The sequence below is a fragment of the Streptomyces sp. NPDC002602 genome, assembly GCF_042889445.1.
Lineage (GTDB): Bacteria > Actinomycetota > Actinomycetes > Streptomycetales > Streptomycetaceae > Streptomyces.
In genome coordinates this window covers 152,094-175,260 of sequence record NZ_JBIAQX010000008.1, presented here as the reverse complement: position 1 = coordinate 175,260, position 23,167 = coordinate 152,094, and the positions used below count along the sequence as shown (strand labels likewise).

Here is a 23,167-nt window from a genome sequence, read left to right as displayed (position 1 = left end):
CGACATGGCCGAAGGCATCCTGAAGCAGATCCTGGACTACTCGAACCGCGCGAACCCGTACCCCCTGTACGAGGAACTGCGCAAGACTCCCGTCTTCCACGACGGAACCGGGCCCTACGTCATCAGCACCTACCACGACATCCAGAGCCTGCTGCACGACCCGCGGCTCAGCTCCGACGCCCACAACCTGACCGCGACGGCCGGCGATCCGCTGGCCGACGACGAGGGCGGGGGCGGGGGCGAGGAGACGGCGCTGCCCCCGAGCTTCCTGAAGCTCGACCCCCCGGAGCACGACCGACTGCGGCGGATGACCAACCGCCCCTTCGGGCCGCCGCACTCCCCGCACCGCATCGACGGCATGCGCGACGACCTCCACGGCATCGTCACCGGGCTCATCGACAACCTCGGCGACCCCGGCCGCATCGATCTGGTGGACCAGTTCGCCTACCCGTTCCCCGTCACCATGATCTGCCGGCTGTTGGGCGTGCCGCGCGAGGACGAGCCCCGTTTCCACGGCTGGGCCGACGTCATCGCCGCCGGCCTCGACCCCGACCCGGACGCGGACCCGGCCGAGCGTCTGCGGGTCACGCACGACGCCCGCATGGAACTGGGCATGTACCTGGCCGGGTTGATCGAGGAGCGGCGCAAGAACCCCCAGGACGACATGCTGTCCGAACTGGCCGCCGGGCACGGCCAGGACGAGACGATGAGCACGATGGAACTGCTCAGCACCTCGGCCCTGCTGCTGATCGCGGGCCACGAGACCACCGTCAACCTCATCACCAACGGCATGCTCACCCTGCTGCGCCACCCGGACGTCCTGGCCGACCTGCGCGAGAACCCGGAGCTCGCCGTGCCGCTGGTGGAGGAACTGCTGCGCTACGAGCCGCCGGTGCAACTGCTGCCGCAGCGCACCCCGCTCGTCGACATCGAGATCCGCGGGGTCACCATCCCCAAGGGCTCCTCGATGTGGCTGGTGCTGGCCTCGGGCAACCGGGACCCGGACCGCTTCGAGAACCCGGACCGCTTCGACCCGTACCGCAAGGACGTCCAACACCTGGGCCTCGGCAGCGGCATCCACAGCTGCTTCGGCGCCCCGCTGGCACGGCTGGAGGCGCAACTCGCGCTCAGTGAGCTGGCCCGCCGGCTGGACAACCCCCGACTCATCGAGGACCCGCCGCCCTACCGCCAGAACGCGGTACTGCGCGGGCCTCGCCACCTGGAGATCACCTGCGACGGGGTCCGCCCCTGACGGCGCCCCGCCCGTCCGTCGACGAGCGCCGGTCCGCCGGCGCCGCGAGAGCCGCCGGGACCACCGGCGGCTCTCGCCGCACCGACACCGAATCGCGTTGACAGGGAGGTGACCTGAACATGTGCGCACACGCGGTGCCCGACGGGCCGACACCCGGGCCGCGCGCCGCCGGCCGGTACGGCGAGGACGTCTTCCCACCCGATCTGGTCGGCGAGGGCGACCGCATCGACCTCGGCGCGCTCACCTATGACGACATCACGATGGCCCGCCTGCGCGACCTCGGCACCGGACCGGGATGGAACTGTCTCGACCTGGGCGCCGGAACGGGAACGGTCAGCCGGCGGCTGCTGCGGGAGGAGTACGTCGACTCCGTCCTCGCCGTCGACCGAGACGTGCGCTTCCTGACCGCCCACCCCCTCCCCGGACTCGACGTCATGGAAGCGGACATCACCGCCCCGGACTTCGACCCCGGGCGCCGGTTCCACCTGGTACACGCCCGGTTCGTCCTCATGCACCTGCCCGAACGCCCCCGCCTGATCTCCTCGCTCCGCCGGCTCCTGCTTCCGGGAGGAGTGTTGGTCATCAGCGACGCCGTCGATCCGAACGTCGCCGCCGGCGCGGACGCGACGCCGTACACCCGCGTCATGCGGGCCATGTGGCAAGGACTGCGGGACACCATCGGCACCGACGTCTCCCGGATCACGGACCACCCGCACCTGCTGCGCGCCGCCGGACTCGCCCGTGTGGGCGCCGAGATCCGGGTGCCTCCCCTGCTCCCCGGAAGCTCCATCAGCCGCTTCTGGGCGGACACCTGGGACCGGGCGAGAGCGGCGATCGTGGGGACGGGGCAGGTGGACGACGCGACCGTCGACGCGGCGATCGCCTACCTCGACTCGCCCGACTGCGCAGACCTGTCGGCCGGCATGCTCACCGCCTGGGGCCGCAACGATCCCGCGCCCGACTGAACGCGCCCGACTGAACGCGCACCCTGAACGCGCACCCCGAACGCGCCCGGTGAGGGCGCCGGAGCACGGGCCCCGGGGTGGGGCTCCGCCGTGAACGCGCCCGATTGTGGTGCCCTGGGGAGGGGAAGCGTCACGAGGCCCGCCGGCGCCGCCGGTGACCACGTTCGACGCGAAGGAAGTCGACCTTGACCGACATCCGAATCGGTGTCCTCGGATACGGCCTGCGCGGAAGCCTCGCGCGCACCGCCCACCGCCCCGGCCGGGGAGCAGCCGTCACCGCCGTCGCGGACCCCGACCCGCGCCCCCGCGCCGCGGCGGCGGCCGCCTTCCCGGACGCGCGCGTCACCCCCGACCACCTCGAGGTGATCGAGGACCCCGGCATCGACGCCGTCCTCGTCCTCACTCCCGACCACACGCACGCGGACCTGGCCTGTCGGATCCTCAAGGCCCGTAAACCGGTGTTCGTCGAGAAGCCCCTCGACATCTCCGTGGCCGCCTGCGACACGATCCTGCGCACCGCCCGCGAGACGGGCACGCGACTGTACGTCGGCCACAACATGCGGCACATGCCCGTGGTGCGGTTGATGCGCGGGCTCATCGAGCGCGGCGCCGTCGGCCGCGTCAGGACGATCTGGGTCCGCCATTTCGTGGGCTTCGGCGGAGACTGGTACTTCAAGGACTGGCACGCCGAACGCCGATACACCAACGGCCTGCTGCTCCAGAAGGCGGCGCACGACATCGACGTCCTGCACTGGCTCGCGGGTTCCTACACCCGAGAGGTGCAGGCCATGGGCGACCTGATGGTCTACGGGGAGAACCCGCACCGCCGCGCCCACGGCGAAGCCAAGCACGAGGACTGGTACACCCCGGACGGCCACTGGCCGCCGCACACCCAGCGGGGCCTCAATCCGGTCATCGACGTGGAGGACGTCTCGCTGCTGAACCTGAGGCTCGCCAACGGAGTCCTGGCCGCCTACCAGCAGTGTCACTTCACCCCCGACTACTGGCGCAACTACACCGTCATCGGTGACGCCGGTCGGCTGGAGAACTTCGGTGACGGCCCGGGCGGTGAGGTACGGGTCTGGAACAGCCGGCGGTCCGGGTACCGGGCCGCTCCGGACGCCTCCCACGCCATCACCGCACCCTCGGGCGGCGGACACGGCGGCGCCGATCCGCTCCTGATCGACGAGTTCCTGCGCTTCGTCCGCCACGGGGGAGCCACCGACACCTCGCCCGTCGCGGCCCGCATGGCGGTCGCCGCGGGCTGCCTGGCGACCGCGTCACTGCGCGACGGGGGCACCCCGCGACGGGTACCCCCGCTCGACCCGGGGCTGGTGGCGTACTTCGAACAGGGCCGGCGCCCCGGGGACGACTGACCGCGCGCACCGGGAGCCGGCCCCGGCACGCGCGGTCGGGCGGGGCTCAGTCGCCCGCGCTCGTGGGGGACAGGGGCTTCGTGGAGTCGTGCACGGCCTTGCCGAAGGCGTCCATGCACGGGGCGCAGTAGCGCTCCGAACCGGGCTCGGTCATCGACTTCGCGGCCTGATCAGGGCCGAGCTGAAAGCCGCACAGGGTGTTGAGGGTCGCTTCCTTCGCGATCACGTGCCACACCAGTTGGTGGCGGTCGGAGGTGGACTCGGCGCGCATTTCGTACATGGGCGTACCCTTCCGTGCTCGACGCGGGCAGCGGCACCGGCGTGGTTTCCATGAGAGCCCCCGGTGAGCGATGGGGCCAATGGGGGTAGACCAAGAGGAGGGAAACGAGGTGGAGGAGGTTTGAACGGGGACGCCGGTGGCGATTTTCAGGGCCGGCCGGCGCGGGCCCCGTGTCAGGCGTCCTGCGCCTCGCCGATCGCTGCAGGAAGGAGGTGGATGCCGAATGGCCTGGGCTTCATGGACGACCACGGGGATCTACCCGGAGGCCGGCGGTGTCCGCACCACCGAGGTGGGCGTCATCTCCGGGAACCTGACCGTGCACACGACCTGGACGGGCGCACGGGCACAGGTGGCCGTGCAGTACAGCGGATCCTCGGACTGGTTCACCCTGTCCGGCAGCCCGGTGGAGTGCATCTCGGAAGGAGAGAGCCGGGACCTCCATCAGGCTGTGGTCGAGACGGTACGCGCAGGTCGGGGGGCCGAGGTCCCCCTCCACTGGGCCAGACGCGCCGCGTGATCCCCGCCCGCGGCCGAGCCTCTCGCAGGCCCGGCCGCCGTACGGGTCGCCCCGCGGGCCCATCCCCCGGCGGGCTCGGGGGCCGAACGGGTGAGCCGGGCCCGGGTCCCGGCCCCTGAGGTGTGCCCGTCGTGTGGCAGCCGCCGGATGCCGCTCGCGGCTTCCACGCGGTGATCGCGCGCCGCACCCCCACGATCCGGTGACCGGGGCGGTCCAGAGTGACGCGCGCCGGGACACGGCCTGACAACGCCGCGCGACCTCCCGTCGGGAAGGATCGTTCACCCCAGGTATGAGGCCCACGCGCTCCGCGGCAACCACGTCCGTCCGGTCGCCCGCGCCGCTCCGGCAGACCGGGGGAGCGTCGGGGGACACGCCGATCTACGACACGCTCGTCGCACAGTGGTTCCGGGACGGCCGTCAGGCCCCCCGCGACACCGGGCAGGGCCCGGGCGACACCGGCTCGACGGCCGCCGCGCGGGCCGCCGCCCAGGCCTACGCCTTCGAGGTCACCGCCGTCCTCGCCGGCGGCACCGTCGTCATCACGGCCTGCGGTGAGATCGACCTCGGGGGCCCTGGACGGCCTCGACCGGATCCTGGGCACCCTGCCGGCCCCGGCGGTGGTGGTCCTGGACCTGACCGGCGTCACGTTCATGGACCTGGCGGGCCTGCGGTTCCTCGTCCGGCTGCACGCCCGCGCCGAGCGGCCCGGCGACGACCCGGTGGTCCTGGGACTGCGGGGCCAGGCCCGGGACCTCTTCACCCTGGCGACGGAACTGCGCCCGGTCCCCGCGATCAGGCACGCGCGAGCGAGCGACCCCCGATCCGCGCGCCGGGTCCGGGCCGACGCCGTACGCACCGCAGGGCGGGGGCGGGCCGCCGGCCGGGCCGAGGGGGCACCGACGCCGTCGGCCGCGGGCGGTGTGCCGGCGCGGAGGTGACGGCGCCGGCGGCGCGTTCGGGCAGGGCCGGTACGGCGTCAGGGGCGAAACCGCAGCGGATGGTCGGCGGGCACCTCCACCACGGCGATCCGTACGCCGTCCGGATCCGCGATCCACATCTCGATCAGGCCCCACGGCTCGCGCAGCGGCGGACGCAGCACCTCGACGCCCCGTCCGAGCAGCTCCTCGTGGGCCTCCTGGGCGTCCGCGACCTGGAGCCACAGGCGGAGCCCGGGCGCCGGCGGGGTGTCGGCGCGGCCCGAGAGCTCCAGGAAACCGCCGCCCAGGAAGTAGACGGTCCCCCGCTCGGGTCCGGTACCGAACTCCCGGTGGACGGCGAGCCCCAGGGCCTCGCCGTAGAAGGCACGGGACCGTTCGGGGTCCGTGGGTGTCAGGAGGATCCTGCTGCCGAGTACGTGCACCATGCGGACGCGTCCAGTCCTGTTCGGGGCGGTCCACCCGGGCGCGGCCGGGCCGCCGTGGGGTGGCCGAAGGGGTGAGAATCGCAGCCGGTGCGGCGGGAGTCCCGACCGGGCGAGGGCCCATGGCACATGATGGCGCGTGAACGGACCCCCGGACCCCGAGATCCGAGGGTCCGTTTGGCGTGTCGGGTCGACGCGCGGGTCGCGACCCGCGCTCGTCGTGTTCAGTTCGCGCCCCAGCCGCCGTCCAGGGGGATCGAGGCGCCGGTGACGTAGCCGGTGTGGGGGCCGCAGAGCCAGAGGACGGCGGCCGCCACCTCCTCCGGCTCGATGAGCCGCTTGATCGGCGAGCGGGCGAGCAGCACGTCGGACAGGACGTCCTCGGGGCTCACCCCGTGGGCCGCCGCCTGATCCTGGACCTGGCCCTCCACGAGGGGCGTACGGACGTAACCGGGGCTGACGCAGTTGCTGGTGACCCCGTGGGCGGCGGCCTCGATCGCGGTGACCTTGCTCAGCCCCTCCAAGGCGTGTTTGGCCGCCACGTAGGCGCACTTGTACGCGCTGGCCCGCAGCCCGTGCACGCTGGAGATGTTGACCACCCGGCCCCAGCCGCCCGCGTACATGTGCGGCAGCACGTGACGCAGCAGCAGGAAGGGCGCCGTGACCATCACCTGATGGATGAGGGCGAACCGCTCCGGGGGGAACTCGGTGATCGGGGCGACGTGCTGGAGACCCGCGCTGTTGACCAGGATGTCGACGCGGGTGGGCAGGGCTGAGATGGCCGCCGGGTCCGCCAGGTCGACGACATGGGCCCGGCCGCCGATCGCCGCCGCGACCTCGCCGGCCGCCTCCCGGGCGATGTCGACGACGTGCACGGTCGCGCCGGCCGCGGCGAGGGCGAGGGCGCAGGCCCGGCCGATCCCGCTGCCGGCGCCGGTCACGAGCGCGACCCGCCCCCGTGGATCCGTGCCGGCCGGATCCGGGGCCGGTGGGGGATGGGGGAGGGGAAGTCTGCTCGTCATGCGGGAACACTAGGGACGGCGCCCGCCCTCCGCCCATGGCGCGGCACCACACAGTCCGGGCCCCCGACATGGTGCGCCCGCCCATGCCGGAGCCGGGTGCGGCGGGTTTCGGCGGCGCCGTGCGAGGCTGCCGGGCGCGGGCCGGTGACCGCCCGTCACCGGCCCGCGTCGATCACGCGCGCAGGAGCGCGATCAGCGAGGTGCGGGCCCGCGCCACCCGGGAGCGGACCGTGCCGATCGGACACCCCAGGGCATCGGCTGCCTCCGCGTAGGGAAGGCCCAGTACCTGGGTGAGGACGAAGACGTCGCGGCGTTCGGCGGGAATCGTGGCGAGGAGTTCCGCCAGCGCGATGCCGTCCTCGAACCCCGGCAGATCCAACGGCTGCGTCTGCTCGGCCGCGGTCTGCCAGTCGTCCCGGCCGGAGAGCCTGGGTCGTGCCGCCTTGTGCCGGAGGCTGTCCACCACCGTGCGCCGCGCTATCGACAGCAGCCAGGTACGGGCGGAGGAACGCCCCTCGAAACGGTGCAGGCTGCCCAGGGCCCGCAGGAACGTCTCCTGGGTGAGGTCGTCCGCCGCCTGCGGGTCCGCGCTGAGGTAGGCGACGTAGCGCCAGACGTCGCGCTGCAGCGCGCGGACGAAGCGGTCCACCGCGTCGGGGTCGCCGTCACGGGCGGCGAGAGCGAGCCGTGTGGTCGGCTCGTCCGATCCGGCGGTGTGTCGCGCGGGCGCCGTCTCGGCGGTGATCGGACGGGGGAGCAGGGCAGGGGTCATCGCCTGATGTCCTTCCGGGAATCCGGGATGTGCCGCCGCGCCGATCGGGGGCGGCGGCGCCCGGTGAGAGGTACGGTCCGCCGGACGGCGGGACCGATGCCCGGTGCGCGCGGCCGAAAGCCGTCGCCGTCCGGGGAGCCGGCTGTCAGATGACAGCGATCTCCGCGGGCGGGCCCCGTGAGGTGATGGCGTGGACGAGGAGCAGACCGCGCAGCGGCCGGGACCGGTGGTCCCGACGGGTGCGGACCCGAGGCCGGTGGGCGGGCGGGGGAAGGCGGAAGAGGAGCCCGAGGGGGAGGCGGATCCGGCCGACCACGGCGCGCAGGACACGGAACGCGCCCTGCTCGCCGTAGGCGAGCCACAGGCCGCAGAGGAGCGCGGCGAGCAGGTGGGCACTGAGCATGCCGGTCGACGACACGTCGGCCATGTCGGCCATCCCGGCGGCGTCACCGGGCGCGGGGGCTCCCGTCGCCCCGTTCATCGCGGTCGCGGCGCCCGGGGGGACCGCGCCTCCTGTGTGGTGGCCGGCGTGGGCCATGACGGCGCCGTGGGACATCGTTCCCGGCGGGTGGGTGAGGCTCCCGCCGACGGTCCCGACTCCCGCCTGGACCAGCGAGAACCCGTAGTGCAGGGCGCCTTGGACGACGACCGCCGCCGAGGTGACGGAGAACAGGCCCCGCTCGTGGCCGGCGAGGACCCAGGCGCTCGCCCCGACGCCGGCGAACCCCGCCGCCATGGCCCACCAGGGGACGGACTTGTCCGACATGAGGACGTGCCCGACGGCCGCGAGCAGCACGCAGGTGGCCGCGAACATCGCGGCCCGCAACGCTCGGCAACATCGACCTGGTGTCATGGCGGGCTCATCGTCGCATTCCCTTCACGGCATCCCCAGAGCGGCGCCCAAACTTGCCCCGACCTGACAAAAAGTGGTGTGTCGCACGCCACAACAGGGCTTCGGAACCACGGAGTCGGCTCCCTCGACTCCTGTCCCGACCGAAGGGCCGGCCGAAGGGCCGACCGGTCGACCGACCGAGGAACGGGGCAACGGGTGGCGGATCGAGAGCAGTCGGCGCGCGAGGCGGGACCGCCCCGGGGCGAGCACCGGTTGACCGCCCTCCTCACCTGCGCCATGGCGTTCTCCATGCTCCAGTTGTTCCTGCTCGGCGCGCTCGGCCCCCGACTGGTGGACGAACTCCACATGTCGACGACCGTGTTGGGCCTGACCACGACCATGGGTTTCGGTGCGGCGGCCGTACTCTCGCCGTTCGGCGGTCGGCTCGTCGACCGGATCGGGCCGCGCCGGTCCCTCGTGCTCCTGCTCCTCGTCTCCGGCGGGGCGCTCGCGCTGATCGGCTCCGCGCCCGGACCGGGGTTCCTGCTCGCGGCCGTGGCCCTGGGCGGACTGCCCCAGGCACTGGCCAACCCGGCCACCAACAAGGCGATCCTGGCGGCCGTCTCCCCGGCCCGGCGCGGCGCGGTCACCGGGACGAAGCAATCCGGGGTCCAGGTGGGGGCCTTCGCGGCGGGGCTGCCGCTGGCGGTGCTGGCCGGCGGGGTGGGGTGGCGGGCCGCGGTGTGGACCGCCGCCGCGAGCGCCGCGATCGTGGCGCTGTGGGCCCGGCGCGCGCTGCCCGCCGATCCGCCCGTACGGACCGCCCCTTCACGGTTCTCCCCGGTGCCCCGGGGTGCCATCGCCTGGCTCACCGTCTTCTCCGTCTTCCTCGGCTCCGGGATCGCCTCCGTGAACACGCACGTCGCCCTGTTCGGCGCCCGACGGCTCGACATGGGCGCCACGACGGCCGCCGCCCTCGTCGCCGTTCTCGGCGTCGCGGGCATCGTCGGCCGCATCGGCTGGGCCAAGGCCGCCCGGCCCGGCCGGGCCGAGTGGCTGCCCGGTCTGCTGGCGGCCGGCGCGGTGGCGGCGGCCGGTCTGCTGGCCGCGTCCCTGTGGGCGCCGCCGCTGGTCTGGCCGGCCATGGTGGCCGTCGGGGTGTTCGCCGTCTCGGGCAACGCCGTCTCGATGGTGCTGGTGATGCAGCGGGCCGACCCCGGGCGGGCCGGCCAGGACTCGGCGCTCGTCTCGGCCGGGTTCTTCGCCGGGTTCGCGGTGGGCCCGCCGCTGTTCGGCGCGCTCGCGGAGGCCGGCCGGTACGGCGCCGGGTGGCTGCTCGTGGCCGCCGAGTTCGCGGCCGCCTGCGCCGTCGCCACGGCCTGGGCGGTACGGGAGCGCGGTGCGCGGGCCCGGGCCGCGGTGACGACGTGAGCGCGGCGCGCTGGGCCGACGCGGCGCTGGACGCCGTGCTCGACCGGGTGGCCGGCACCCGCGCCGAGGTCGGGGAGCGGTTTCCGCTGTACGCCGACCCGGACACCGGGCGATGGGTCACCACCGGCCGGGGCGCGTGGACCGGCGGCTTCTGGGCCGGGTTGCTGTGGCTCCTGGCCCGGCACACCGGGGCCGAGGAGGACCGGGCCGCCGCCTCCGCGTGCACGGCGCGACTCGCCGACCGGGTGGACGACGACACCGCGACCCGCGGGCTGATCCTCTGGTACGGCACCGCCCTCGCCGGCGCCGACCCCGTGGCACGGGACCTGCGCGTCCTGGCGGCCCGTGCCTGCACCGCCGCCTTCGACCCCGAACTCGGCGCGGTGCCCTGGGGGTCGGCCTTCGGCGGCCCCCGCATGCTGCTCCGGGTCGACGGGGTGCCCGGCATGGTGCCACTGCTCGCCGCCGGCGGCCCCGCCGGGGAGCGGGCCGCCGCGGCCCACCTCGAACGCCACCTCGACCTCTGCCTGGGCGAGGGCGGCGCCGTGATCCCCGCCTGGCACTTCGAGAGGGAGACGGAACCGCGGCGGTGCGAGGACCCGCCGGTCGGCTGGAGCCGGGGCCGGGCCTGGCTGCTGCTCGCGGCGGCCGACGCCGTACACCGCCCCGCCCTCCCGCGGAGGACCCGGGAGCGGTGCGCCGCCGCTGCGGAGCACCTGGCCGGCGGGGCGACGGGAGCCGCACCGGGCCTCGTACGGTACGACCGAGAGCTCGTACCGTACGCCCACGAGACCGAGACCGAGACCGGGACCCAGGCCGAGACCGAGGCCGATGCCGGGGCCGGGGCCGGGGCCGGGGCCGAAACCGGGACCGGGTCCGGGGCCGTGCCCGGTGGCCCGCTGGACACCTCCGCCGCCGCCATCACGGCCGTCGCCCTGCTGAAACTCGGTCGCGCCCCCGGGCCCGGGGCCGGGGGCCACCGGGAGCGGGCCGTCGCCATCCTGCGCCGGTTGACCGACGCGCACCTGACCCGGACCGGCGGGATCCGCCCCGGGGGCATGCTGCTGGACGGCTGCTACGACGCGGGGCGGGGCGTCGCGACCCGCCACGAGCTGATCTGGGGCGACTTCTTCCTCGCGGTGGGGTTGGCCGAGTTGACCGGGCGGGTCGACATCCGGGAGCCGTGACCCGTCCGGTCGGACCGGCTCAGGCGCGGTGGTCGCGCAGCACCCGGCGTGCCACCGAGCCGATGTGGAGCTCGTCCGGGCCGTCCAGGATCCGGGCGGCGCGACCGGCGCGGAAGAGGGCGGGCAGGGGGGTGTCGGGACCGAGCCCCGCCGCGCCGTGAACCTGGATGGCCGAGTCCGCCACCTGCTGGAGCATGCGGGCGGCGGCCACCTTGGCCAGCCCGACCTCCACGTGCGCGTCCAGCCCGGCGGCGATCCTGTCGACGGCCTCGTACACCAGTGGACGGGTACCGCGCAGGGCCAGCAGCGCCTCGAACACATGGGACTGGACGAGCTGTTGTGCGTCGAGAGGCCCCCGGGACCCGGTGCGGGAGGCCGCCCGCGCGCACATCAGGTCGAAGGCGCGCCGGCCCTGACCGAGCCAGCGCAGGCAGCGCAGGGTACGGCCGAGCCGCAGCCGTTCCGCGGCGATGACCAGGGCCTGACCGGGTGCGCCGAGCAGGTGGTCGTCCGGCACCCGGACCCCGTCGAACTCGATCTCCCACTGCCCGGACGCGCCGAACACGGGCAGTTCGCGCACCACGCGGAAGCCCGGGGAGGTCGTCGGAACCACCAACAGCGAGAGGCCTTCGCGGTCGCCGGGCTCTCCGCCCGTACGGGCCAGGACCGTGACGAGTCCGGCCTCCGCGGCCCCCGACGTGAACCACTTGCGGCCGGTCAGGACCCAGCCGTCGCCCTCGCGCACGGCTCGGGTGGAGGTGAGCGACGGGTCGGTGCCGGGGGTGTCCGGCTCGGTCATGGCGTAACAGGCCCGCGACTCCCCGGCGGTGAGCCGCTCCGGGTACAGGGCGCGCACCCGCGCCGAGCCGTGCCGCAGGAGCATCGTGACGTCGAGCAACGACGCGGAGCCCAGCGCGGCCGGCCCGTGATCGCTCGCCCCCTCGGCCTCGGCGATCCGGGCGTACCGGGCCAGTGGGAGCCCCTGACCCCCCGCCTCGACCGGCAGGGGCAGCGCCCACAACCCCTCCGCCCTGGCCAGGTCGTTCAGCTTCCGCAGCGAGGCCGCGGCCGCCGGGCCGCCGGCGTCCAGTACGCCCTCCTCCGGGTACACCCGGCCCCGGACGAACTCCGTGATCCGCGCCCTCAACCGCTCGGTTTCCGCGTCGACTTCGAGCGGCCCCCCGCGGTGTTCCTCGTCGACCGAGCCGTCGACCGGGCCGGCGACCAAGTCATCCACCACGTCGTCCACCACGTCGTCCACCAAGCCATCCACCGCGTCGTCCACCGCGTCGTCCACCACTTCGCCTCGCACCGCTTTCCTTCACTCGAACGGGAACCCGCGGGAACAGCAGTCCGACTCTCTTCCCGTGGAGCTGGTCGGGTGCGCACCCGACCCGGTTCCCGCGTTCCGTACATCCCGGGGCCGGCCACCGCCGCGCCAGGACAAGAGGAGAGGCATGGCCTCACCAGTCACCGCACAGATCGTCCGGCCACTCGAAGGGCTGCGACTCGACGTCTCCGGACCGCCGAGGCCCAAGGGGCCGGACCGGCCGAAGAGCCCCGTCGGGCCGACCGGAGTGACGGGCCCTGCCGGCCCGACCGGGATGAGCGCGTTGACCGTGCTGGTCGCCGGGCACCTGCGCCTCCTCGGCGCCGAGACCGGTACCGGCCGGCACGACGACCGCGGCGCCCGACTCGCCCTCACCGGAGGCGACTTCGACCGACAGGAGGTCCACGCGCGCTGGTCCGGCGACCCCGCGCACGGCATCACCGACGAGGCCACGGCCCAGGCCGCGACCGGCATCATGGCTGTGCACGGCCGCCGCGAAGGCACCCCGCGCGCGCTCGCCGTCGACTACGCGACCACCGCGACCGCCCTGCTCACCACCCAGGGTCTCCTCGCCGGCCTGCTGGGCCAGGCCAGAGGAGGGCCGGCCCGACGGATCGGGACGAGCGTGGACCGGGCCGGGCTGCTCACCGTCTCCCAGTACCTCGCGGCGGCCGGGGCGGACGAGGGCGAGGCCACCGAACTCGCTCCCGGGGGGCCGCCCTTCACCTCCGTCGACGGCACGCTCTTCGAGTTGGAGACCCTGGATCCGGGGGCCTGGGCGGCTTTCTGGCGGGCCCTGGACGCCCCCGCCGACGCGATCCGGGCCGGCTGGCGGCCCTTCCAGTTCCGGTACGCCACCGCCTGCGCCCCCTTCCCCGAGGCCTTGCACCGCACCGCGGGCGCCCACACGTGGGCACGGCTGCGGCAGGCCGCCGCGCGCTCCGGCGCCGAGGTGTGCCGGGTGCGGACCCTCGCCGAGCGCGCCGCCGAACACGACGGCGCCGCACCCTGGACCCTGGCCCCGTACGGCTCCGGCGACACACCGCGCCACCGGCCCACGCGGCCGACGGAGTTCGGGAAGCCACTGGCCGGCATCACGGTGCTCGAAGCGGGGCGTCGCATCCAGGCCCCGCTCACCGCCCACCTGCTCGGCCTGCTCGGCGCCGAGGTCATCCGGGTCGAACCGCCGGGCGGGGACCCGCTGCGCGGCATGCCCCCCACCAGCTCCGGGCTCTCCGCTCGATGGCTGGCCCTGAACCGGGGCAAGAAGGCCGTCGAGGTGGACATCAAGTCGCCCGGCGACCGGGCCCGGCTGCGCGAGATGGCCGCCGGGGCCGACGTGTTCCTCCACAACTGGGGCCCCGGCAAGGCGGCCGAACTGGGCCTGGACTGCGCCGACCTGGCCGCCGTGAACCCCGCGCTCGTCTACGCGTACACCGGCGGCTGGGGAACGGGCCGGATCGACGACGCCCCCATGGGCACGGACTTCATGGTCCAGGCCCGTACCGGGATCGGGGAGGCGGCCCGCCCCCGCGACGAACCTCCGGTGCCCTCGCTGATGACCCTGCTCGACGTCCTGGGCGGGCTGCTCGGGGCGCAGGCCGTCCTCGCGGGACTGCTGACGCGCGAACGCGGCGGGCAGGGCGTCCGTGTCGACTCCTCGTTGCTCGGCGCGGCCGACATCCTCACCGGGCCCGCCCTGAGCCGGGCCCGACGCGGCGGATCGATGCGCCGGCCCGCCGGATTCCGTGCCCCCCTACGGACCGCCGACGGCTGGATCGTCCCGGCCGACGTCTGCGCGTCGGCGGCCGGCGCCTACGACCTCAGAGAACTGCCCACCGACGAGGCGCTCGCGCAACTGCGCGACCACGGCCTGTCCGCGACCGCGGTCACCACCGACCTGGCCGACCTGCACCACGACCCGCGCTTCGCCGGCTCGATCAGCCGGGACGCGCACGGTGCCCCCGCCGTTCCCGACCCCTGGAGCCACGCATGACCGTCATCCTGCACGACCTGCTGCCCGCCGACCTCCGCCGCTCCTGGGCGGTGGACGGAACCTGTCCCGACCTCGACCTGTACAGCCTCTTCCGGGCCCGCCAGATCGCCGACCTGCACCGCACCGCCGTCATCGACGCCAAGGGCGCGCTCTGTTACACCGCGCTCGACCGCAAGGTGCGCTCCCTGGCCACCGGCCTGCGGGAACTCGGCATCCGCCCCGGCGACGTCGTCGGCGTACAACTCCCCAACGGGCGCCATGCCGTCATGGCCGACCTGGCGCTCGCCGCCCTCGGCGCGGTCGCGCTGCCCTTCCCCGTCGGCCGGGGAGGTCTGGAGGCGGAGAGCCTGCTGCGCAGAGCCGAGGCCGTCGCGGTCATCGCCTCCGTCGAACACCAGGGCAACCGGCACGCCGCCGACCTGCGCGCCCTGCTCGCGACGCTGCCCGCGCTGCGCCACGTCATCGCCGCCGGGCCCGGTACCGCCCCCGAGGGCACCGTGGCGCTCACCGGTCTGCTGCGCGCGGACGCGACCGCGTTCGTGGCGGCGCGCCCGGACCCCGACAGCGCGGCCCGCATCCTGGTGTCCTCCGGTTCGGAGGCGGAGCCCAAGATGATCGCGTACTCGCACAACGCGCTCGCGGGCGGTCGCGGCAACTTCCTGGCCTCGTTGATGCCCGACGCCGCGGCTCCCCGTTGTCTGTTCCTGGTGCCGTTGGCGTCGGCGTTCGGCTCCAACGGCACCGCGGTGACCCTGGCCCGCCATGGCGGGACGCTCGTCCTGCTCGACCGTTTCACCGCCGAAGCCGCGCTGGCGGCCGTGCGCGCGCACCGGCCCACCCACGTCCTGGGGGTGCCGACGATGGTCCGGATGATGTTGGAACACCTCGACAAGGAAGGCCCCGACGCCGGCGCGCTGCCCTCACCCACCGCCCTGGTCCTCGGTGGCGCTGCCCTGGACGAGACCACCGCCGAGAGCGCCGGCAGGGCCTTCGGCTGCCCCGTCGTCAACCTGTACGGATCGGCCGACGGCGTCAACTGCCACACCGGGCTCGGCGAGGACACCTCGGAGGCCGACGACGCGGGAGTGGCGGCCGGACGGCCCGACCCCCGCGTCGCCGACATCCACATCATCGACACCGAGACCCGTGAGCGGCTCCCCGACGGACAGGTCGGCGAGATCATCGCGCGCGGTCCGATGACCCCGATGTGCTACGTGGCCTCGCCCGAACTCGACGCCCGCTACCGCACCCCGGACGGCTGGGTCCGCACCGGCGACCTCGGGCTGATCGACGACGACGGCGTCCTGCACGTCGTCGGTCGTCTCAAGGACATCGTGATACGCGGCGGCGCCAACATCAGCCCCGCCGAGGTCGAACGGGAACTGGCCTCCCACCCCCGGGTGCGGGACGTGGTGTGCGTCGGCGTGCCGGACGAGGTGATGGGGGAGCGGCTCGCGGCGTGCGTCGTCGCCCGCGGTCCGCAGGACCTCACGCTCGCCTCGCTGGCCGGACACCTGACGCGGCGCGGCCTGGAGCGGCGCAAGCACCCCGAACGCCTGCTGGTGGTGAGGGAACTCCCGCTCACACCCGCCGGCAAGCCCGACCGCACGGCGGTACGCGAACGCTTCGGCAGGGTCACGGCCGACGCGTAGGCCGGACGGCGACGGTGGGGCGGGGACGGCCCCGCCCCACCGTCGCCGAGCCGTTCCGGCGGGGCGGGGCGGGGCGGGAGTCGACCGGGTTCAGGAGGGGGACATGGCCTTCTTCAGTGCGGCGGCCGCGTTGCGGTAGACCGGCAGCAGTTCCAGGTCCGGGCCGGGATAGTTCACGATCTCGACCTGCTTCGCACCCGAGTCGGGCAGTACGACACCGGTTGTCATATGCGCGTTGTCCAGGACCAGCGCGGGCTTCTTCGCGGACAGGTCGGCCAGTTGGGCCGGCGTGACAGCCTCGGGGCCGAAGGTGGCGACCGGGGCCGCTCCGGACAGCTTCGCGGCCCAGGTGGTGAAGACCTGGCTGACGACGGAGGGGCTCTTCCCGCCGGGCCGGGCGCTCTGGACGTCCTTCACGAGCGCCGCGTACTCGGTGTCGAAGGAGGCGGTCCACTTGGTGGCCGCGCCCTCGGTGCCGAACAGCCCGGCCAATCGCGCGACCTCCGCCTTGGCCTTCTCCGGGTCGTTGTCGAGGTTCACCTCGACGAGCTTCGCCCGGGAGCCCGCGGCCTCCTTGATCTTCGCCGCGTACGGTTCGAACGGCGCGTACAGCACGAAGTCGGCCTTGGCCACGGCCGCGAGGTCGGAGGGCTTCGGGTCGTAGTCCGGGGCGTGGTGCACCGACTGCGGAACGATCACCTTCGGGTCCGCGACCCCGGCCGCCTTGGCGAATGCGCCCTCCCACGTCGTGGTGACGACGACCACCGGTGTCCCGGATCGCGCGGGCGTGCCGCTCGAGCCGTCGGCGGCGGGAGCGGAATCCGCGCTGCCGCCGTTGCCGCAGCCGGTGACCAGGGCCAGCGCCGCGCTCAGTGCGAGGAGGGAAGCGAATCGGACGCGGGTACGCGCCATGAGCTGATTCTCCGTTCGGGGAGGAAGTGGACCGCGAGGACGACTGCCCCCGCGGTGAGGACGAGGACCGGGCCGGGCGGCCAGTCCAATCGGAGGGCGACGAGGAACCCGGTGAGGTTCACGACGACCCCGATGGCGACCGCCCAGAGGGTGATGGACCGCAGCGAGGTGCCCAGCCGGCGGGCGGCGAGGGCGGGCAGCAGGGTCAGGGCGTCGACGAGCAGGGCGCCGGTGAGCTTGATCGCCCCGGCGACCGCGACCGCGACGAGGACCAGCAGTACGGCGGTCAGCGCGCGGACGGGGACGCCGGAGCACTGGGCGAGTTCCCGGTCGTACAGCAGCAGGGCCACGTCCCGCCGCCGCCACCGGAAGAGCGCCGGTACCAGCAGGGCCAGTACGCCGAGCACCACCAGATCGGCGGTGCCCACGGAGAGGATCGACCCCCACAGCAGGGCGAAGGCACCGGAGGCGTTGACTCCGGAGACGGCCAGCAACAGCAGCGCGGCGGCGATGGCCAGGCTCATCAACAGGCCCATGGCGCCCGACAGGCCGTCCGGGGTCCGGGCGAGCGGTGCGACGCCCGCCCCCGCCAGGGCGCACGCGACCAGCGCGCACAGCATCGGGTCGAGCCCGGTGAGCAGGCCGACGGCGATGCCGAACAGGGCCACGTGCATCATGGCGAAGCGCACCGGCATGATGTCGAGGCCGACGATGATCACGCCGATGATCGGCAGCCCGATCGCGGCCAGCAGCAGGGCGAGCCCGGCCCGTTGCACGGGCAGGAGCCCGAGGAGTTCGCCGAGATCGGCGGCGGCGAGGGTCACCGGACCTCCCGGAGCCGGCCCGCGGCCATCTCCAGTACCCGGTCGCAGCGGTCCGCGAGTGCCCGGTCGTGGGTGACGACGACGAGGGTCACGGGCAGGGAGGTCAGGACCTCCGCCGCTTCCTCCTGGCCGTCGAAGTCGAGGGCCGCTGTCGGCTCGTCGGCGAGCAGTACCATGGCGCCGGCGGCGACCCCGCCGATGGCGCGGGCGAGGTACATGCGCTGGAGCTGGCCGCCCGACAGGCTGTGCAGCGGTCGGCGCGCCAGCGGCCCCACGCCCAGTTTCTCCGCCGCCTCACGGGCCTCGGTCGGGGCACCCGAGCTGCCGAGCAACTCGGCTCCCAGCAGGGGGAACCGGCCCGCCGCCGGTTTCTGGGGGATCCAGGCGCAGGACCGTCGCCGCCAGGCCCACTCGGCCGCGGAGCCGGTGCCCCGGCCGCCGACCAGGATGGACCCGGTCATCTGGCGGTGCAGCCCGAGGACGGCGCGCAGCAGGGTGGTCTTGCCCGAGCCGTTGGTTCCGGTCAGCGCGATCCGTTCGCCGGCCGAGATCTCCAGGTCGACCCCGGTGACGGCCTCGACCCGCCCGTGCCTGCATCCCACTCCCCGCATCCGCACATCCAGTCCGCCCATCCCGTGCCTTCCCGTCCTCGTGCCGTGGGCGGGCCGGCGCCGCCTTCGGCACAGGAGTCGGACGGCGGGCGCGTCCGGTTCCGGATCACCGCGAATCGCTCGTGACGGGGTGGGGCGGCGGTTGACACCCGCCCGACACACAGACCATGATTCCATTAATGAAGTAGTGGAATCATGGAAAGGGGGAGGCGTGCGCGATCTGACCGTTCCCGGCACGGCCGACACCCGATGGGCCCTGGAGGCCCGGGGGCTGGGCAAGAAATACCGGCGGGGGTGGGCGCTTCGGGACTGCTCCTTCCGGATCCCGGCAGGCCGCGTCTGCGCCCTCGTGGGGCCCAACGGCGCCGGGAAGAGCACCCTGCTCAACCTGGCGACCCGGCTGATCGAGCCCACGGCCGGCGAGCTCCGGGTTTTCGGCGCCCCGGCCGGGGACCCCGCCGTGATGCGACGCTGGGCCTACCTCGGCCAGGACAAGCCGCTGTTCAGGCAGTTCAGCGTCGCCGACACGCTGCGCATGGGCCAGGAGCTCAACCCGGACTGGGACCCGGTCGTGGCCGAACGGATCGTACGGGCGGGCAACATTCCCTTCCGAGCCCGCGTCGGGGACCTGTCGGGCGGCCAGCGCACCCGCGTGGCCTTCGCGCTCGCCTTCGGCAAGCGCCCCGAACTCCTCCTGCTGGACGAGCCGATGGCCGACCTCGACCCCGTCGCCCGGGACGACCTGAGCTCGCTGCTGATGTCCGAGGCCGCCACGCACGGCACCACCGTCCTGATGTCCTCCCACATGCTCGGCGAGCTGGAGAACATGTGCGACTACCTGCTCGTCCTCGCGGACGGTGAGGTCCGCATGGCGGGCGAGGCCGACGAACTCCTGCCCATGCACACCCTGGTGACCGGACTCGTCGCCGAGGGCGGCGCCCTGCCCGCGGCACTCGACGATCACACCGTCGTCGAGGTCCGCACCTCCGGGCGGCAGTTCACCGCCCTCCTGCTGCGGCAGGGACCGCTGAGCCCCGACTGGCAGCAATCGGACCCCGGCATGGAGGAAGTGCTGCTGGCCTACCTCCGTTCGTCCCGGGCGCCCGCGCTGGTCTCCCCGACCGCCGCGCCCGGCCACCGAGAGGACTTCGCGGCATGAGCACGCTCACCCGCCCCGGCGCCACCGAGAGCGCCGCGCCCGCCAGGGCCCGCCGACTGCGCGGACTGGCCTGGCTGATGTTCCGCCGGCACCGCCCGGCTCTGCTCACCTGCCTCGCGCTCGTCGTCCTCGGAGGCGCCTGGATCGTCTACGAGCGCGGCGCGATGCTCGACACCCTGCACGCGGCGGGCTGGCCCGGCAAACCGGCGGACGCCCTCGGCGACAACGTCGCCGGCAACGCGTCGGAGACCCTCAACTCCGTCGCCGTCAACCTCTCCTTCCTCACCACCGTCCTCGCCGTGTTCGTCGGAGCGCCCCTGCTGGCCTCCGACATGGAGAACGGCACCGCGCGACTGGCCACCACCCAGTCCGTCACCCGGCGACGCTGGCTCCTCGCGAAACTCGGCTTCGCCCTCCTGCTCGTCACCCTCACCACCGCAGCGCTCAGCGGGCTCTTCGCCTGGTGGCGCGGCTCCGTGACCCCCTTCAACCCGCACGACTGGCTGCACGACCCCTCGTTCGACACCACCGTCCCGGTCTTCGTCTCCTTCGCACTGTTCTCCACGGTCCTGGGCATCACCATCGGCGCCCTGATCCGGCGCACCGTGCCCGCCATGGTCCTCACCTTCCTCATCGGGTACGCGGCGTCGATCGCCTTCGACCTCGTCAAGGACCGGCTCGCCACCCCGCGCCGGATCGCCTTCCCGCTGGAAGGGGCGCGGCCGGCCGCGCTCGACCAGGCCGTGCTGGTCGACAACTGGATCGGCACCGCCTCCGGGGAACTCCACGGGTGGGGCACCTGCGCGAACGACGCGATTCCGGAGGCCTGCCGCGCCAAGATGGGGATCGTCAACTCGGTGTGGGACTACTTCGGCAAGGATCAGATGGCGGGCATGCAGTGGGCGGCGTCCGGCAGCTTCCTCGTCCTGGCCGCACTCCTCGTCGCCCTGCTGCTCTGGCGCACCCGGCGCGGACCGTTCTGATCCGCGACCTAGTCTGACCATCCACGACGAAGCAACGAAGGAGGCGGGCACCGTGGTCGTGTTTCGCATCGAACGCCGCAGCGGCCTGCCCGCCTACCTCCAGATCGTCCGACAAGTGGAGCAGGCGCTGCGCATGGGAGCCCTGGTCGAGGGAGACAAACTGCCCACCGCCGCACAAGTGGCGTCCAGCACCAAGGTCAACCCGAACACCACCCTCAAGGCGTACCGCGAACTGGAACGCGCCGGACTCGTCGAAGTGCGGCAGGGCGCGGGCACCTTCGTCCTCCGGTCGTCATCGGGCCCCCTGACCGATCCGGAGTCCCCCCTGCGTTCCCAGCTCGGCGCCTGGATGCGGCAGGCCCGCGAGGAGGGGCTCACGCCCTCGGACGTCACCACCCTCTTCGACACCGTGCGCGCCGAGACGTTCCCGACGGTCGGCACGGCGTAGGCAGGAGCCTCCCGGGTGCGCCCGGGGCAGACACCGGCGCGCGCGGGGGCGCCGGGAACGTCTTCACGCCGGGCGGCTTTTGGATTGGCCGACGATCCTCAATACGATCCGGCGATGATCACAAGAAAAAGGGTGGCGGCCGCGGCGTGCGGCCTGCTGGCCACACTGGCCGTCGGGCTGTTCCCGGCACAGGCCTCGGCGGGCGAGCCGGCGGCGAAGGAGCCGCCCAAGGTCGAACTGGTCCTGGACGTCAGCGGTTCGATGCGAGCGACCGACATCGACGGGAAGTCCCGGATGTCCGCCGCGAAGCAGGCGTTCAACGACGTGCTCGACGCGGTACCGGACGACGTACTCCTGGGCATACGGACTCTCGGCGCCAACTATCCCGGTGACGACAGGAACCTCGGCTGCAAGGACACCCGGCCGCTCTACCCCGTCGGTCCGCTGAACCGGACCGAGGCGAAGACGGCCGTGGCCACCCTCGCCCCCACCGGCTGGACCCCGATCGGCCCGGCCCTGCTCGGCGCGGCCGACGACCTCAAGGGCGGTGACGCCACCCGCAGGATCGTGCTCATCACGGACGGCGAGGACACCTGCGCCCCGCTCGACCCCTGCGAGGTCGCCCGCGACATCGCCGCCCGGGGCATCCACCTGACCATCGACACGCTCGGCCTCGTACCCGACGCCAAGACGCGCGAACAGCTCATCTGCATCGCCGAGGCCACCGGCGGCACCTACACCTCGGTCCAGCACACCGACCAACTCTCCGGCCGGGTCAAACAGCTCGTCGACCGGGCCGCCGCACCCGTGGTCACCCCCGTGGCCACCACGGGAACCGGACGGTGCCAGGACGCCCCCGTGCTGGGAGCCGGCCTCTACACCGACCGCGAGACGTTCGGCGAACACCGCTGGTACAAGGTGGCCGTCAAGCCCGGCCAGGAACTGCGCGCCTCGGTGAGCATCGGCTCCGACCGTGCCGTGAACAACGACTACGGCGTCATGCTGCGCGCCTCGACCGTCCACGGACGGGAGATCGTCCGGGGCTCGGAGGCCGGTGACGGTCGAACCGACCTCGTCTCCACGGGCCTGCGGTACCCCAAGGCCGTCCTCGACGACGCCGACGGCAACGAGGTGACGGAGCCGGAGACCGTCTGCCTCCAGGTCAGCAACTCCTTCTCGGCGCCCGCCTCGGTCAAGACCACACCCGGCATGCCCCTCGAACTGACCATCGACGTGGTCGACGGCCCCGACGGCACCTCCGACGTGGCGTCCTTCGGCCTCGGGCGCGGCTGGTGGCTCCTGGGCGTGCTCGTGCTCACCGGCCTCGTGGTCGGTGTGGTCTGGGGCTGGATCTCCCGCTGGCGCATCTCCGTCTGGAGGACCAACTGATGCGTACCGTACGCGCACTGACGGCCACCGCCCTCGCCGGCGGCGCCCTCCTCGGCCTCTCCGGAGCGGCCGCCGCCGACACCCCGTCCCCGTCCCCGTCGGCGAGCACCGCCGGCGGCGGGCCGACGGAGGCGGGCACGAGCTTCCGTACCGCCACCGCGGTCAAGGTCGGCCAGGAAGCCACGGCCGACGCGTCCACCGGTGACTACCTGTACTGGGTGCTCCCCCTCGACGCGGGCCAACGGGCCACCGTCAAGGCCACGGTGACACTGCCGGCCGCGGCCTCCCGACACGGAGCCGCGAGCTGGCGGCTCGACGTCTACGACGGGCTGCGCCGCCGCCAGCCCTGCATGTACGGCAAGCAGGCCGCCCCGGCGGCCAAGGACGCCGGCGCCGTCGATCTGTCCTGCACCCTGCGACCGGTGCGGACCGGCGCGGACACGTGGGCCAACGACCCGCTGCCGGGCGCCTACTACGTCCGACTCACCGTGGTCGACCTGGCCCCGGAGGACCTGGGGCAGCCGGTCCGGGCGCGGGTCCGGGCCGACGCGGTGGACACGGGCGGCGCCTACGCGGTGGACGGCGCCCTGTCGGCCCCCCTGGTACCCGGCATCACGGCGGCGCGGGCCGCGGAAGCCGACGGCAAGCAGCCGGCCGCCGGCATCGAGCCGGAAGGCGGCTGGGCCGGCGGCCGGTGGTCCGACCGCTGGATCTGGACCGCGGCCGGCGGACTGCTGGCCGCCCTGGCGGGCATCGGCGGGTACTCCCTGACCCGCGGTTCCGGCCGTCCCGCACGGACCACCTCCGGCGGATGACCGGGGAGCGGCCACCACCCCGCAGCGGGGTCGTGGCCGCTCCGCCGTTCGGCC

At 74.0% G+C, this 23,167-nt stretch carries 23 protein-coding genes; 14 read left to right on the top strand and 9 right to left on the bottom strand.

Going from position 1 to position 23,167, the window contains the following annotated elements; all coding sequences use genetic code 11:
• The first annotated feature begins 4 nt into the window (after positions 1-4).
• The 3 genes from ACFYW3_RS22675 to ACFYW3_RS22665 all read left to right on the top strand — a co-directional run bounded on the left by ACFYW3_RS22675 (position 5) and on the right by ACFYW3_RS22665 (position 3,593).
• Positions 5-1,252 (top strand): cytochrome P450, encoded by a 1,248-nt coding sequence (locus tag ACFYW3_RS22675; protein WP_351757894.1) that lies wholly within the window; start codon positions 5-7, stop codon positions 1,250-1,252.
• Between the two features lie 119 nt (positions 1,253-1,371).
• On the top strand, positions 1,372-2,217 hold the full coding sequence (locus tag ACFYW3_RS22670) for a class I SAM-dependent methyltransferase (protein WP_389387104.1): 846 nt from the start codon (positions 1,372-1,374) through the stop codon (positions 2,215-2,217).
• 185 nt (positions 2,218-2,402) lie between these two features.
• Complete coding sequence (locus tag ACFYW3_RS22665) at positions 2,403-3,593, top strand: Gfo/Idh/MocA family protein (RefSeq protein ID WP_389387103.1); 1,191 nt, start codon at positions 2,403-2,405, stop codon at positions 3,591-3,593.
• A gap of 46 nt (positions 3,594-3,639) precedes the next feature.
• On the opposite strand, the gene ACFYW3_RS22660 is transcribed toward ACFYW3_RS22665, so the two are convergent.
• Positions 3,640-3,873 carry a hypothetical protein gene (locus tag ACFYW3_RS22660; RefSeq protein WP_351757885.1) on the bottom strand — a complete coding sequence of 78 codons (234 nt, stop codon included), beginning with the start codon at positions 3,871-3,873 and terminating at the stop codon, positions 3,640-3,642.
• A 223-nt stretch (positions 3,874-4,096) separates the two neighbouring features.
• Between ACFYW3_RS22660 and ACFYW3_RS22655 the strand changes: the two genes are divergently transcribed.
• Both ACFYW3_RS22655 and ACFYW3_RS22650 read left to right on the top strand, forming a co-directional pair.
• Positions 4,097-4,390 carry a hypothetical protein gene (locus tag ACFYW3_RS22655; RefSeq protein ID WP_351757882.1) on the top strand — a complete coding sequence of 98 codons (294 nt, stop codon included), beginning with the start codon at positions 4,097-4,099 and terminating at the stop codon, positions 4,388-4,390.
• Positions 4,391-4,941: 551 nt separating this feature from the next.
• On the top strand, positions 4,942-5,328 hold the full coding sequence (locus tag ACFYW3_RS22650; protein WP_389387102.1) for an STAS domain-containing protein: 387 nt from the start codon (positions 4,942-4,944) through the stop codon (positions 5,326-5,328).
• 38 nt (positions 5,329-5,366) lie between these two features.
• On the opposite strand, the gene ACFYW3_RS22645 is transcribed toward ACFYW3_RS22650, so the two are convergent.
• The 4 genes from ACFYW3_RS22645 to ACFYW3_RS22630 form a co-directional block, all read right to left on the bottom strand.
• Positions 5,367-5,753: a VOC family protein gene (locus ACFYW3_RS22645; protein WP_267827487.1), complete on the bottom strand. Its 387-nt coding sequence runs from the start codon at positions 5,751-5,753 to the stop codon at positions 5,367-5,369.
• 221 nt (positions 5,754-5,974) lie between these two features.
• Positions 5,975-6,772, bottom strand: coding sequence for a 3-hydroxybutyrate dehydrogenase (locus tag ACFYW3_RS22640; RefSeq protein WP_389387101.1), 798 nt, complete (start codon positions 6,770-6,772; stop codon positions 5,975-5,977).
• 172 nt (positions 6,773-6,944) lie between these two features.
• On the bottom strand, positions 6,945-7,544 hold the full coding sequence (locus tag ACFYW3_RS22635; RefSeq protein ID WP_389387100.1) for a sigma-70 family RNA polymerase sigma factor: 600 nt from the start codon (positions 7,542-7,544) through the stop codon (positions 6,945-6,947).
• A gap of 145 nt (positions 7,545-7,689) precedes the next feature.
• Positions 7,690-8,397 carry a hypothetical protein gene (locus ACFYW3_RS22630; RefSeq protein WP_389387099.1) on the bottom strand — a complete coding sequence of 236 codons (708 nt, stop codon included), beginning with the start codon at positions 8,395-8,397 and terminating at the stop codon, positions 7,690-7,692.
• Positions 8,398-8,592: 195 nt separating this feature from the next.
• Between ACFYW3_RS22630 and ACFYW3_RS22625 the strand changes: the two genes are divergently transcribed.
• Positions 8,593-9,807 carry an MFS transporter gene (locus tag ACFYW3_RS22625; RefSeq protein ID WP_389387098.1) on the top strand — a complete coding sequence of 405 codons (1,215 nt, stop codon included), beginning with the start codon at positions 8,593-8,595 and terminating at the stop codon, positions 9,805-9,807.
• Entirely contained in the window at positions 9,804-10,994 is a 1,191-nt protein-coding gene (locus ACFYW3_RS22620) for a sugar ABC transporter permease (protein WP_389387097.1), read from the top strand. The genes ACFYW3_RS22625 and ACFYW3_RS22620 overlap by 4 nt, the downstream gene beginning before the upstream one ends.
• Positions 10,995-11,013: 19 nt before the next feature.
• Here ACFYW3_RS22620 and ACFYW3_RS22615 read toward each other — a convergent pair whose 3' ends face one another.
• Positions 11,014-12,306: an acyl-CoA dehydrogenase family protein gene (locus tag ACFYW3_RS22615; RefSeq protein ID WP_389387096.1), complete on the bottom strand. Its 1,293-nt coding sequence runs from the start codon at positions 12,304-12,306 to the stop codon at positions 11,014-11,016.
• A gap of 145 nt (positions 12,307-12,451) precedes the next feature.
• Between ACFYW3_RS22615 and ACFYW3_RS22610 the strand changes: the two genes are divergently transcribed.
• Together ACFYW3_RS22610 and ACFYW3_RS22605 are read left to right on the top strand one after the other, a co-directional pair.
• A complete protein-coding gene (locus tag ACFYW3_RS22610) occupies positions 12,452-14,320 on the top strand; it encodes a CoA transferase (protein ID WP_389387095.1) in 1,869 nt (622 codons plus the stop codon).
• Positions 14,317-15,972, top strand: a complete 1,656-nt coding sequence (locus tag ACFYW3_RS22605) for a class I adenylate-forming enzyme family protein (protein WP_389387094.1) — start codon at positions 14,317-14,319, stop codon at positions 15,970-15,972. Before ACFYW3_RS22610 ends, ACFYW3_RS22605 begins: the two co-directional genes overlap by 4 nt.
• A 90-nt stretch (positions 15,973-16,062) precedes the next feature.
• Here ACFYW3_RS22605 and ACFYW3_RS22600 read toward each other — a convergent pair whose 3' ends face one another.
• The 3 genes from ACFYW3_RS22600 to ACFYW3_RS22590 are packed head-to-tail and all read right to left on the bottom strand — an operon-like array spanning position 16,063 to position 18,340.
• On the bottom strand, positions 16,063-16,884 hold the full coding sequence (locus ACFYW3_RS22600) for a metal ABC transporter solute-binding protein, Zn/Mn family (RefSeq protein WP_351763044.1): 822 nt from the start codon (positions 16,882-16,884) through the stop codon (positions 16,063-16,065).
• On the bottom strand, positions 16,842-17,708 hold the full coding sequence (locus ACFYW3_RS22595) for a metal ABC transporter permease (RefSeq protein ID WP_351763041.1): 867 nt from the start codon (positions 17,706-17,708) through the stop codon (positions 16,842-16,844). Before ACFYW3_RS22595 ends, ACFYW3_RS22600 begins: the two co-directional genes overlap by 43 nt.
• Positions 17,705-18,340 (bottom strand): metal ABC transporter ATP-binding protein, encoded by a 636-nt coding sequence (locus ACFYW3_RS22590; protein ID WP_389387093.1) that lies wholly within the window; start codon positions 18,338-18,340, stop codon positions 17,705-17,707. The genes ACFYW3_RS22595 and ACFYW3_RS22590 overlap by 4 nt, the downstream gene beginning before the upstream one ends.
• A gap of 190 nt (positions 18,341-18,530) precedes the next feature.
• Between ACFYW3_RS22590 and ACFYW3_RS22585 the strand changes: the two genes are divergently transcribed.
• The 5 genes from ACFYW3_RS22585 (at position 18,531) to ACFYW3_RS22565 (ending at position 23,113) form a co-directional block, all read left to right on the top strand.
• Positions 18,531-19,478: an ABC transporter ATP-binding protein gene (locus ACFYW3_RS22585; RefSeq protein WP_389387092.1), complete on the top strand. Its 948-nt coding sequence runs from the start codon at positions 18,531-18,533 to the stop codon at positions 19,476-19,478.
• Complete coding sequence (locus ACFYW3_RS22580) at positions 19,475-20,461, top strand: ABC transporter permease (RefSeq protein ID WP_351763032.1); 987 nt, start codon at positions 19,475-19,477, stop codon at positions 20,459-20,461. Before ACFYW3_RS22585 ends, ACFYW3_RS22580 begins: the two co-directional genes overlap by 4 nt.
• A 52-nt stretch (positions 20,462-20,513) precedes the next feature.
• A complete protein-coding gene (locus ACFYW3_RS22575; RefSeq protein WP_351763029.1) occupies positions 20,514-20,909 on the top strand; it encodes a GntR family transcriptional regulator in 396 nt (131 codons plus the stop codon).
• A gap of 114 nt (positions 20,910-21,023) precedes the next feature.
• Positions 21,024-22,298, top strand: a complete 1,275-nt coding sequence (locus ACFYW3_RS22570; RefSeq protein ID WP_351763027.1) for a VWA domain-containing protein — start codon at positions 21,024-21,026, stop codon at positions 22,296-22,298.
• Positions 22,298-23,113, top strand: coding sequence for a hypothetical protein (locus tag ACFYW3_RS22565; RefSeq protein ID WP_389387091.1), 816 nt, complete (start codon positions 22,298-22,300; stop codon positions 23,111-23,113). Before ACFYW3_RS22570 ends, ACFYW3_RS22565 begins: the two co-directional genes overlap by 1 nt.
• Positions 23,114-23,167 lie beyond the last annotated feature (54 nt).

Excerpts from the sequence above, each read along its gene's own strand:
- ACFYW3_RS22675 (WP_351757894.1), top strand. The coding sequence starts at position 5 with ATGGCCGAAGGCATCCTGAAGCAGATCCTGGACTACTCGAACCGCGCG.
- ACFYW3_RS22670 (WP_389387104.1), top strand. The coding sequence starts at position 1,372 with ATGTGCGCACACGCGGTGCCCGACGGGCCGACACCCGGGCCGCGCGCC.
- ACFYW3_RS22660 (WP_351757885.1), bottom strand. The coding sequence starts at position 3,873 with ATGTACGAAATGCGCGCCGAGTCCACCTCCGACCGCCACCAACTGGTG.
- ACFYW3_RS22655 (WP_351757882.1), top strand. The coding sequence starts at position 4,097 with ATGGCCTGGGCTTCATGGACGACCACGGGGATCTACCCGGAGGCCGGC.
- ACFYW3_RS22645 (WP_267827487.1), bottom strand. The coding sequence starts at position 5,753 with ATGGTGCACGTACTCGGCAGCAGGATCCTCCTGACACCCACGGACCCC.
- ACFYW3_RS22640 (WP_389387101.1), bottom strand. The coding sequence starts at position 6,772 with ATGACGAGCAGACTTCCCCTCCCCCATCCCCCACCGGCCCCGGATCCG.
- ACFYW3_RS22635 (WP_389387100.1), bottom strand. The coding sequence starts at position 7,544 with ATGACCCCTGCCCTGCTCCCCCGTCCGATCACCGCCGAGACGGCGCCC.
- ACFYW3_RS22630 (WP_389387099.1), bottom strand. The coding sequence starts at position 8,397 with ATGACACCAGGTCGATGTTGCCGAGCGTTGCGGGCCGCGATGTTCGCG.
- ACFYW3_RS22610 (WP_389387095.1), top strand. The coding sequence starts at position 12,452 with ATGGCCTCACCAGTCACCGCACAGATCGTCCGGCCACTCGAAGGGCTG.
- ACFYW3_RS22605 (WP_389387094.1), top strand. The coding sequence starts at position 14,317 with ATGACCGTCATCCTGCACGACCTGCTGCCCGCCGACCTCCGCCGCTCC.
- ACFYW3_RS22600 (WP_351763044.1), bottom strand. The coding sequence starts at position 16,884 with ATGGCGCGTACCCGCGTCCGATTCGCTTCCCTCCTCGCACTGAGCGCG.
- ACFYW3_RS22590 (WP_389387093.1), bottom strand. The coding sequence starts at position 18,340 with ATGGGCGGACTGGATGTGCGGATGCGGGGAGTGGGATGCAGGCACGGG.
- ACFYW3_RS22580 (WP_351763032.1), top strand. The coding sequence starts at position 19,475 with ATGAGCACGCTCACCCGCCCCGGCGCCACCGAGAGCGCCGCGCCCGCC.
- ACFYW3_RS22570 (WP_351763027.1), top strand. The coding sequence starts at position 21,024 with ATGATCACAAGAAAAAGGGTGGCGGCCGCGGCGTGCGGCCTGCTGGCC.
- ACFYW3_RS22565 (WP_389387091.1), top strand. The coding sequence starts at position 22,298 with ATGCGTACCGTACGCGCACTGACGGCCACCGCCCTCGCCGGCGGCGCC.